The sequence below is a fragment of the Acidovorax sp. A1169 genome (genome assembly GCF_030704685.1).
Classification (GTDB): Bacteria; Pseudomonadota; Gammaproteobacteria; order Burkholderiales; family Burkholderiaceae_C; genus Acidovorax.
The window spans coordinates 43,780-54,058 of record NZ_JAUZDX010000031.1 but is presented as its reverse complement, the minus strand read 5'-3'; the positions used below and the strand labels follow the sequence as shown (position 1 = coordinate 54,058).

Genomic DNA, 10,279 nt, shown 5'->3' with positions numbered 1-10,279 from the left:
CCCCCCCTTTTTTTCCCCCCCCCCCCCCCCCCCCCCCCCCCCCCCCCCCCCCCCCCCGGCCCATGCGCCCAGGGCCCGCGCGCCTACACAACCCACCCCCCAAAGACAAAGCGCCTTCGCATCCATGCCCAGGGGCATGCACACAAAGGCGCTTCGAAGGCTGCGCCGGGCATGGGCCCGGGCTTGCCCCTTACTTGCGCAGCAGATTCTTCAGCACGTTCTGCAGGCGGCGGGCCGTGGCGCCATCGCTCGGGCTGGCCAGCACGCGGGCGGCATCCTGGCCCCAGGTCTGCTCGGGCGCGGGGTCATTGCGGCGCGTGAGCAACTGCAACTGCAGCAGGCGGCGTGCAGAGATGTGCTCCGCCGGGGTGGGCACCTCGGCCGCCATCTCCAGGCGCAGCAGGGCCTCGGCTGCATCGCCCTTGGGCGCGGCAGACAGCGCCTGCGTCCAGGACGTGCGCACGGCCGGCGTCACGCGGCCACCCAGGTCCTGCGTGCTCGGCACCTGCGCTGCATCGCGCTTTTCCCAGGCCGAGAGCAGCTGCGTCAGCGCCTCGCCATGGGCTTGCGCAGCCAGCTTCTTCAGGGCCATCTGGGCGTGCTCCATGGCATCGCGCTGGGCACGGAAGGCCGTGTCGCCCAAGCGCGGGCCACGGTCTTCGTAGGCCGGGCGTTCGCCGAAGCGGCCACCACGGTCACCACCGCGGTCTGCACCCCGGTCACCAGGACGGCCATCGCGCGGGCCGCCACGGCCTGCATCGCCACGGCCGCCATCGCGGCGCTCACCAGGGCGCGCACCGCGGCCGGGGGCTGCGGGTGCGTCCTTCTTCATGCCAGGGCGGTCGTCGCCACGCACGGCCACCACGGGGCGGGCAGGCTTGGGCGGCGCCACGGGGGCTGCAGCAGGGGCTGCCGCTTCGCCGTCCGCGCCGGCATCCGCCGCAGGCGCTTCGCCATCACCGAGCACTGCGGCGGCTTCGTCGGCCTGCGCCACCGATGCGGCAGCGCTTTGCTCACTCTTCTGCGCCGAGGCAGCCGCCTCGGCGGCCTGGGCCTGGCCGCGCAGCGCGGCTTCCAGGGCCTGCACGGCGGCGCGGATCTGCTGCGCATCGCCCGTGGCGTTGGCGGCTTCCAGGGCCTTGGAGGCGTCGAGCACCACGCGGTCGTGCGCGCTCAGCTCGGTCACGGCCTTTTCACGGTCGGCCGACTTGCGGTTGAAGGCTTCGTCGATGGGCTTGCGGAATGCGTCCCACAGCTTCTGCTCGTGCTTGCGGTCCAGCGGCACGGTCTGTGCCTCGGCCTGCCAGCGCTGCTGCAGCGCCTTGATGGCGTCGATGCGCAATGCGGGCGCGGCGCCCAGGGCCACGGCCTCGTCGATCATGGCGTGGCGGCGGGCCAGGCTTTCCTTTTGCGCGGCCTCCAGCGGCGCGGCGGCGCCGGCGATGGCCTGCTTCCACAGCGGCTGCAGTTCGGCAAAGATCTTCTCGCCCACGTGGCCACCTTCGCGCCAGCGGTCGCCGAACTGGTACAGGGCGCGGTTGATGGCCTTCCAGTCGCCCGAAGTGGCATGTTCCTGCGTCCAGGCCTTGACCTCCTCGATCAGGGCCAAGCGCTGGGCCTTGTGCTCGGCGGCGTCAGCGCGGATCTTGTCGAGCCAGGCTTCCACGACCTTGTGCGCGGCATTGCAGGCTTCGTCGAATTTCTTCCACAGACCGTGGTTGGGCGCACCGCCCTGGTCGGCCTGCTTCCACTGCTCGCGCAGGGCGCGCAGGGTTTCCTGCATCTTGCGGCCACCCAGGGCCTGGCCCTCGGGGCGGTTGAGCAGGGCTTCAGCCTTGGCCACGAGGTCCTCGCGCACCTGGTCGGCGCCCCAGCGCTGCCAGCCTTCGAGCTCGCCTGCGGCCACCAGGGCCGTGTGCACCTGCTGCTCCAGCGCGGCATCGATGTGCTTGCCATGGTTCTTGAGCACGGCGCGCAGCGCGGCGGCGGCGCCGGCACTGGCCTTGCCATGGCCTTCTGCAGTTTCCTTCTCGAGCACCACCAGCGCATCGCGCACGGCCTGCACGGCCTTGTCGCGCACTTCGGGGTCGACCTTGGGCTTGTTCGGTGCGCGGGCGGGCTTGGCAGCTGCGCCTGCTGCTGCAGCCGCTGCGGCGGCCTCGGTGGGCAGGCCACGGGCGGCGCGCAGCTCATCGGCCCACACCGGCACGGGTGGCAGCGGGGCATTGGCGTCTTCAGCGGCGGCAGCGGCCTGGGCCACGGCAGGCTGGAAGGCGTCCCACACCACCAGCAACTGGGTGCGCGAGGCATCCAGCAGCGGCGGGAAGCGCGCTTCCACACTGGCCCAGCTGGCGTCGCTGGTCAACTCCTGGGCCTGCTCCTGCCAGCGGGCGACGTCAGCGCGCAGCAGCTCCAGCGCGCCATGCGCGTCGCGCCAGGGCTTGGTGGAGAGCACTTCGATGCGCTGCGCGAGGAGCACGGCGGCTTCGCGCTGCACCTGCACGCGGTGCTGCAGGTCTTCGATGACCTTCACGCGATCGGCCACCTGCACCTTGAGCAGGGACAGCGGTTCGCGCGACAGCGGTGCGCCGGCCTTGGCCGCGTCGCGCTGCCATGCCAGGGCATCGGCGATGTTGAGCTTGGGCGCCGACAGCAGCGCCTGGGCCTTCTCGGCCCACTCGGCGGCAATCACTTCCTGGCCCTTGGCGCGGCGGATCTCGTCGAGGCGCTCGCGCACGGCACGGGCAGCGCCCTTGTCGCGGCCACTGAGCTCCTTGAACACTTCCTGCAGCTGCTCTGGCGCTGGCTGAGTGGCCAGCCAGTCGCGGATGCGGGAGGCGCGCTCGCCTGAGGTGGCGGCAGAGAAGGCGCCGCCGGTCAGTGCATCCAGGGGATGCGCCTCTTGGGTTTTGGCCGGGGCCGGATTCACTTCAGGTGCGTCGGACATTTTGCTGCGGGAAAAAAATGGAAACATGGATCCAATGGATTGCGAACGGCCATCCCTGCTCGGGTTGGATGCGCGAGGCCACCAAGGCTCGCGCCAGCCCCGACAGGTACATGGCAGAAAACGGGCTATTTTCACCGGGTTCGTGCAGGCGGGCCACCGGCAGTCCTGGCAAGGAGGTCCCTCGGGGATATCCTGTCCAGAGCCACCCGGTGTGCGGGCTTCTGCACCCTGCATTGCAGGGTTGCGGTGCCTCCCAGGGGCCTGTGCCCGCTCTGGGAATTGCCCCCATTATCTATATATATGCGCCAAGGGCCCATTCAATGCCTTGAGGCAGTTCAATACAGGCCCATCCGGGCCCGCCTGAGGGCCGGCGGCGCCATGCTCCAAGCACCCTTCCCCAGCATGAAGCCGCATGTTGAAAACCTGGGAACCCGACGCAAGCGACGGCCCAGAAACAAGAAAGCCCGGGGGACTTTCCGAAGTGGACAGTCTCCCGGGCTTGACGGCTGACACAACGGTCTTTGCCATCGATTCGCAAGGCGGAGATGAAGGTCCACCGTGCGAGGAGGCAAGGTATTGCCTCCAGGGGGTGCCGTGGAAGTTGCATCTGCTGCACCGCGGCACTGAATGCCCATCGGCGGGAGAGTTCGCTTCGTCTGGCGATGCCTGAAATCAACAGGCGGACGAACCTTACCAAAGTCAGCAGCCGGGCTCAACCCGGTTTTGCAATGGCGCAGTAAAAGCCGATTGAATTTGACACATGACCGTCACAGGCCTGTGGTGCGCAGGGCCACCCTCTCGGGTGAAAAAAGGCAAAACCCTGTGTTTTCTACCAGATTTTTCATGCATTTTTAATCTAACGATTCATTTTGTTAGTATTGACTAGCTATTTGGTGACCTCCTAGAATCCGCCAGCCCCAAAAATGGCTAGTAAAAACCCCAACCCGCTGCCGAACCCGGCTAAGTCAACTCACGGCCCTTCTTGCTTTTTGCAGGCCTGAAATTGATGGCGTACCAATCCAGGTGATACGCCTGATCCTGCCAACCACCCGTGCTGGCAGGGCCTCAGGGAAGCGCCCCAGAAAGGAAGAGCTATGACAGCGTCAGGAAAAATAGTCTCCGGCGTGCGAACCTTCGCAGCCGATGTGACCGAAGGTTTTCTTGAAATCACCCACAGCAGCTTCGCCCTCATTGGGCTGACCGTTGCATTCGTCGTTATCGCATTGACCGCCCGGCCCGACCTGCGCCAGGCCGGAGAAGAAAAGCTCATGAACTGGCTCCAGGCGCGCCAGGTCGCCGTGCTGGGCATGCCCATCGAACCCGAAGCGAGCGAACGCGCCACGGCCGGCAACCCCAAGGACCTGCCCAAGGAGCAGGCCGCCGTGGCGTTCTGGCTGAGCAAGAAGTACCGCGTGGCCCCCGAGCCGCTGAGCGTGCTGGTGGCCGAGGCTTATGAGCTCGGCGCCCGCAACAAGCTCGACCCCACCCTGATCCTGGCGATCATGGCCATCGAGTCCAACTTCAACCCCTTTGCGCAAAGCTCGGTGGGTGCCCAGGGCCTGATGCAGGTGATGACCACCGTGCACACCGAGAAGTACCAGAATTTCGGCGGCCACTTCGCGGCCTTCGACCCGGTGACCAACCTGCGCGTGGGCGTGAAGGTGCTGCAGGAATGCATCGCCCGCGCCGGCTCGCTCGAAGGCGGCCTGCGCTACTACGTGGGCGCGGCCAACCTGCCCGACGACGGTGGCTACACCGCCAAGGTGCTGGCCGAGCATTTCCGCCTGCGCCAGGTGGCCGGTGGCCGTGCCATGCCAACCAACCCGCCAGCAACCCTGTCTACGCAGGCGCCGGCACAGTCAGTTCCCGCGTCGGTCACGCTGCCGGCGCCCGCTTCGCCTGCCAACAGCGCCAGCGACAAGGTCGCCCTGCTCTCCCAGGCCTCCTGAGAACAGCGCTGCTGGAGCAGTGCCGCTGCCTGGGATACACTACGCAGGTACGCAACTGGCGATAGGCGCAGCCCCGCAACCGGGCTGCCGCTGACGTGGAAACCGACAAGGGCTTGCCCCTTGTGAACCACTGGGGAGCGTGCCGCACGGGTGTCATGCCCGCCGCGTTCAGCCGTTCGCCTGGGCAGCCCTTGTTTCAAGGGACACAAGTTCATAGGACTGCCATGTACCAACGCAATATTCTTGTCGAACAAGCCGACCCCGAAATCTTTGCCGCCATCACGGCCGAGAACGCCCGGCAAGAGCACCACATCGAGCTGATCGCCAGCGAGAACTATGCCTCCCCCGCCGTGATGTGGGCCCAGGGCACCCAGTTGACCAACAAGTACGCCGAAGGCTACCCCGGCAAGCGCTACTACGGTGGCTGCGAGCACGTGGACGTGGCCGAGCAACTGGCCATCGACCGCGTCAAGAAAATCTTCGGCGCCGATGCCGCCAACGTCCAGCCGCATTGCGGCGCCTCGGCCAACGAGGCCGTTTTCCTGGCCTTCCTCAAGCCCGGCGACACCATCATGGGCATGAGCCTGGCCGAAGGCGGCCACCTGACGCACGGCATGCCACTGAACATGTCGGGCAAGTGGTTCAACGTGGTCTCCTATGGCCTCGATGCCAACGAAGTGCTGGACTACGACGCCATGGAGAAGAAGGCGCACGAAACCAAGCCCAAGCTCATCATCGCGGGTGCCTCGGCCTACAGCCTGCACATCGACTTTGCACGCTTTGCCAAGGTGGCCAAGGACGTGGGCGCGATCTTCATGGTCGACATGGCCCACTACGCCGGCCTGATCGCCGCAGGCGTGTATCCCAACCCCGTGCCCCATGCCGACGTGGTCACCAGCACCACGCACAAGAGCCTGCGCGGCCCGCGCGGCGGCATCATCCTGATGAAGGCCGAGCACGAGAAGGCCATCAACAGCGCCATCTTCCCCGGCCTGCAGGGCGGCCCGCTGATGCACGTGATCGCGGCCAAGGCCGTGGCCTTCAAGGAAGCGCTGCAGCCCGACTTCAAGACCTACCAGGAACAGGTCATCAAGAACGCCCAGGTCGTGGCCGAAACGCTGACCGCCCGCGGCCTGCGCATCGTCTCCGGCGGCACGCAAAGCCACGTGATGCTGGTCGACCTGCGCGCCAAGGGCATCACCGGCAAGGAAGCCGAGGCCGTGCTGGGCGCCGCCCACATGACCATCAACAAGAACGCCATCCCCAACGACCCTGAAAAGCCGATGGTGACCAGCGGCGTGCGCATCGGCACCCCCGCGATGACCACGCGCGGCTTCAAGGAAGAAGAAGCGCGCATCACCGCCCACCTGATCGCCGACGTGCTGGACAACCCGCGCGACGAGGCCAACATCGCCGCCGTGCGCGCCAAGGTGAATGCGCTGACGGCACGTTTCCCGGTCTACGGCTGATCCGCCCCCCGCCATGAAGTGCCCCTTCTGCAGCCACCAGGAAACGCAGGTCGTCGAAACCCGGGTGTCTGAAGAAGGTGACTTCATCCGCCGCAGGCGCCAGTGCGGCGCCTGCGACAAGCGCTTTACCACCTACGAGCGGCCGGAGGTGAACTTCCCGGCCATCGTCAAGAAGGACGGCCGGCGCATCGAGTACGAGCGCGGCAAGCTGCTCGGCTCGTTCAACCTGGCGCTGCGCAAGCGCCCGGTGAGCACCACGCAGATCGACAGCGCCATCGAGCGCATCGAGGAAAAGCTGCTCAACCTGGGCCAGCGCGAAGTGCTCTCCAGCCGCATCGGCGAGCTGGTGATGCGCGAGCTCAAGAAGCTCGACAAGATCGCCTACATCCGCTTTGCCAGCGTCTACCGCAGCTTCGAGGACATCGACGACTTCCGCGCCATGGTCGACGAGGTGCGCAAGTAGCCTGCAGACTTTGCCAGCCTGCCTGAGAATTCACTGGTGAAGACTCGCCACTTTTTGCAGCTCGTGCTGCTGTCTGCCCTGTGGGGCGCCTCCTTCCTTTTCATCCGCATCGCGAGCCCCGTGCTCGGGCCCAATGTCATGGCCGCCCTGCGCATCGGCCTGGCCACGCTCACGCTGATCTTCATCATGCGCGTGGCCGGCGAGCGCTGGCCCTGGCGCCACTGGCGTGAGTTGGTCGGACTCGGTGCCCTCACGGTGGCCATCCCGTTCCTGCTGTACTCCTGGGCGGCGCTGTACCTGCCGGCAGGCTACAGCTCGCTGCTCAACACCATGGCCGTGCCCTTCAGCGTGATCGCTGCGGCCTGGCTCAAGGAAGACACGCTGAGCGCACGCAAATGGCTGGGCTGCATCTGCGGTTTCGCGGGCGTGGCACTCATCGTGCAGTTGGGCCCGGTCACGCCGACCCCGGCCCTGATCATTGCCGCCCTGGCCTGCATGACGGCATCGGCCTGCTACGGCGTGTCCACCCCGTGGATGAAGCGCGCCACCACGCGCATGCCGCCACTGGCGATCGCGGCCGGCATCCACGGTACGGCCCTGGTCATGCTGCTGCCCGGTGCGGCCTGGAGCCTGCCCGAGGCGCAGTTCACGCCCACGGCGCTGGCCGCCGTGGCGGTCATGGGCATCGTCACTTCGGGCCTGGCCTACTGGCTCAACCTGCGCGTGCTCAGCCAAGTCTCGCCCGTGGCGGCCATGAGCAGCGCCTTCATGATCCCGCTGTTCGGCGTGGCCTGGGGCCACCTGTTCCTGGACGAAGCCCTGGGCCCGGGCATGCTGTGGGGCGGCCTGCTGGTGCTGGTGGCCACGGGCCTGGTGACCGGGTTCAACCCGCTGCGCTGGCTGGGCGCCGGATCGCGCTCGTAGGAGATTGCCTACAGGCCTGTTCGCCCAGGTCCGGGGCGGCGAAAGGCCCGGGCTGCCGACAATGAGGGCATGGACCCTCAGCCGCAGCCGACCGTCGCCACATCCCTTCCCACCCACCGCGCCCCGCTGCAGCCCGAGCAGCCCCCACCCCAGCACGCCTGGCAGTTCTTTCGCGCCGGCGGCGTGGACCAGGTCATCATCCAGAGCGGCGCGGACATCGCCCACCTCTCAGAACTCGACCAGAAGCTCTGGGTGGCCCTGGCCTGCCCCACGCGCGGCATCGAGTTCGACGAGCGCACGCTGGACCTGATCGATACCGACAAGGACGGCCGCATCCGCCCGCCCGAACTGCTGGCCGCCTGCGCCTGGGCCTGCGCACAGCTGCGCAGCGTGGACGAGCTGGCACAACCCGGTGACACACTGGAAATCAGTGCCATCGACGACCGCACCGAAGAAGGCGCTGCGCTGGCCGCAGAGGCCCGGCGCCTGCTGGCCATGGCTGGCCGGCCCGAGGCCACGGAGATCGCGCTGGCCGACGTGCTCGAACGCAGCAAGCAGTTGAGCGCCCTGCGCTTCAATGGCGACGGCATCATCACCGTGGACACTGCGGACAAGGACGACAGCGTGGCCCGCGATGCCATCGCGCACATCATCACCACGCACGGCAGCATTCCACTCGCCACCCACAAGCAGTTACCCGGCATCGACCGCCAACGCGCCGAGGCCTTCTTTGCCGAACTCAACCAGCTCAAGGCCTGGGCTGCCCAGACGCGCGGTGCCACCACCGGCCTGGCCCTGGGCGAGCGCACGCTGGCCGCCACCGAGGCCATGAATGCCGTGGCCGCCAAGGTGGAGGACTTCTTTGCCCGCACCCGCCTGGCGGCCTACGACCCGCGCGCCGCCACGGCCCTGAACCCTTCGCTCAACGAATACAGCGCCATGGCGGGCCAGGACCTGGGCCTGGCCTCGCCGGCCATCACCACCCTGCCCCTGGCCCCCATCACCCCCGGTGGCGCACTGCCCCTCAGGCACGGCGTGAACCCGGCCTGGGCCAAGGCCCTGCGCAACTTCCGCGAGCGCACGGTGGAGCCCCTGCTGGCGCGCAGCAACGCCGAAAGCCTGACGCAGGACGAGTGGCAACTGATCCAGAAATCGCTCGCGCCCTGCCAGCAATGGCTGGCCGACCGCCCCGCCACAAGTCTCGATGTGCTGGACGAAGACGTGCGCGAGGTGCTGCTGGCGGGCGACGCCGAGCAGCGCGTGATGGCCCTGATCGACGAGGACGAGGCCGAGCAGGCCCACAACGAGCAGGCGCTGGCGCTGGAGAAGCTGCTGCGCTTCAAGCGCGACCTGCTGGAGCTGCTCAACAATTTCGTCTCGTTCTCGGCCTTCTACCAGCGCCGGGGCGCGATCTTCCAGGCCGGCACGCTGTACCTGGATGCCCGCAGCTGCGACCTGGTGGTGCAGGTGCCCGACGCCGCGCGCCACGCCAAGCTCGCCGGCCTGGCCAAGACCTACCTGGCGTACTGCGACTGCACGCGCAAGGGCCAGAAGATGGGCATCGTGGCGGCCTTCACGGCGGGCGACGTGGATTTCCTCTTCGTGGGCCGCAACGGCGTGTTCTACGACCGCGATGGCCACGACTGGGACGCCACCATCACCCGCATCATTGAGAACCCCACGAGCATCCGCCAGGCCTTCTTCTCGCCGTACAAGAAGTTCGTTCGCATGATCGAAGAGCAGGTGGCCAAGCGCGCCTCGGCCAGCGATGCGCGGGCGCAGAAGTCACTGGGCACGGCCGCCAGCACCCTGGCCAGCACCGATCTCAAGACCGTGGGCACCAACGCCAGCAACGTGACCGTGCCCGGCACCCCGCGCCGCACCGACGTGGGCACGGTGGCGGCCATCGGCGTGGCGCTGGGCAGCATCAGCGCGGTGCTGGTGGGCATCTTCGGCAAGTTCGTGGACCTGGGGGTCTGGATACCGCTGGCCTTGATCGGCATCGTGCTGGCGATCTCGGGGCCGAGCATGCTGATCGCGTGGCTCAAGCTGCGCCAGCGCAGTCTGGGGCCCATCCTCGACGCCAGCGGCTGGGCGATCAATGGGCGCATGCGGGTGAACACGCGGCTGGGTGGGTCCCTGTCGCAGGTGGCCAAGGTGCCGGCCAATGCACGGCGCATGCTCGATGATCCGTTTGCGGAGTCCAAAAGCCCTGTGTGGGTGGGGCTGGGGGTTCTGGTTGCGGTGGTCGTGGTGGGGTTCGTGGCGTGGCGAGCGCATTGGCTGGATCGGTGGGTGCCGCGGGTGACGATGACGCCTCCCGTCGCTGTACCGGCTGTGGTGCCTGCGCCTGGGGCCAGTGGTGCGGCGCCTGCTGCTGCGGTGGTAGGGCCGGCTGCGTCTGTGGCTGCCCCGGCGCGTTGAGTTCAGGGTTTCTTTTCAGCCGTTGGCCTGGGTTGAGGGCGGAGGCCGGGATGTGCGCCCGGCCTCCGCCCTCAAGCAAGGCATGCAGCAACTATTCCAAACA

The 10,279-nt window shown here is 67.6% G+C and carries 7 protein-coding genes and 1 riboswitch; of the genes, 5 read left to right on the top strand and 2 right to left on the bottom strand.

Features of this window, described 5'->3' with window-relative positions; genetic code table 11:
* Positions 1 to 190: 190 nt before the first annotated feature.
* Both QYL93_RS29995 and QYL93_RS29990 read right to left on the bottom strand, forming a co-directional pair.
* Positions 191 to 2,974, bottom strand: coding sequence for a DUF349 domain-containing protein (locus tag QYL93_RS29995; RefSeq protein WP_305747099.1), 2,784 nt, complete (start codon positions 2,972 to 2,974; stop codon positions 191 to 193).
* Complete coding sequence (locus tag QYL93_RS29990) at positions 2,931 to 3,119, bottom strand: hypothetical protein (RefSeq protein ID WP_305747102.1); 189 nt, start codon at positions 3,117 to 3,119, stop codon at positions 2,931 to 2,933. The genes QYL93_RS29995 and QYL93_RS29990 overlap by 44 nt, the downstream gene beginning before the upstream one ends.
* Before the next feature lie 922 nt (positions 3,120 to 4,041).
* Between QYL93_RS29990 and QYL93_RS29985 the strand changes: the two genes are divergently transcribed.
* The 5 genes from QYL93_RS29985 (at position 4,042) to QYL93_RS29965 (ending at position 10,176) form a co-directional block, all read left to right on the top strand.
* Positions 4,042 to 4,896 carry a lytic transglycosylase domain-containing protein gene (locus tag QYL93_RS29985; RefSeq protein WP_305747098.1) on the top strand — a complete coding sequence of 285 codons (855 nt, stop codon included), beginning with the start codon at positions 4,042 to 4,044 and terminating at the stop codon, positions 4,894 to 4,896.
* A gap of 41 nt (positions 4,897 to 4,937) precedes the next feature.
* Positions 4,938 to 5,089: riboswitch (ZMP/ZTP riboswitch) on the top strand.
* A gap of 31 nt (positions 5,090 to 5,120) precedes the next feature.
* Entirely contained in the window at positions 5,121 to 6,365 is a 1,245-nt protein-coding gene (gene glyA / locus QYL93_RS29980) for a serine hydroxymethyltransferase (protein ID WP_305747097.1), read from the top strand.
* A 13-nt stretch (positions 6,366 to 6,378) separates the two neighbouring features.
* Positions 6,379 to 6,828, top strand: a complete 450-nt coding sequence (gene nrdR / locus QYL93_RS29975) for a transcriptional regulator NrdR (RefSeq protein WP_007856647.1) — start codon at positions 6,379 to 6,381, stop codon at positions 6,826 to 6,828.
* Positions 6,829 to 6,864: 36 nt separating this feature from the next.
* A complete protein-coding gene (locus tag QYL93_RS29970) occupies positions 6,865 to 7,752 on the top strand; it encodes a DMT family transporter (RefSeq protein ID WP_305747096.1) in 888 nt (295 codons plus the stop codon).
* Positions 7,753 to 7,821: 69 nt separating this feature from the next.
* Positions 7,822 to 10,176, top strand: a complete 2,355-nt coding sequence (locus QYL93_RS29965; protein ID WP_305747095.1) for a hypothetical protein — start codon at positions 7,822 to 7,824, stop codon at positions 10,174 to 10,176.
* Positions 10,177 to 10,279 lie beyond the last annotated feature (103 nt).